General features: G+C 38.8%; 1 pseudogene. It reads right to left on the bottom strand.

Annotation, left to right across the window (positions count from 1 at the left end):
• A pseudogene (locus HUU89_RS15495) lies at nucleotides 1–276 on the bottom strand (PTS sugar transporter subunit IIC); the annotation flags it as partial.

Here is a 276-nt window from a genome sequence, read left to right as displayed (position 1 = left end):
CTGGAATGTAACCAGCTTTTTCAGCTCCCATGTTCCAAACACCGATTTCTTGGGCGATACCAAGAGTGATACCAACTGTGATACAGCTGATTGTACAGAAGTTAACGGCTTGGAATGCAGGATTTAAGAAATCTAAAGCCATGATTGGTTTGAAGAATAATCCTAAACCTGTTTGGTCGTTAACTAATACGTTACACCATAAAACCCCGATTGCCCCAGCAATTGTTAAAGGCATGAAGTTTTGGAACGCATTTTTAATTGCAGATAAATATTTGT

The organism is Faecalibacillus sp. H12, assembly GCF_013361255.1.
Classification (GTDB): Bacteria; Bacillota_I; Bacilli_A; order Erysipelotrichales; family Coprobacillaceae; genus Faecalibacillus; species Faecalibacillus intestinalis.
Note: the sequence above shows the minus strand (reverse complement) of the source record. Positions and strands in the feature narration are given on the sequence as shown.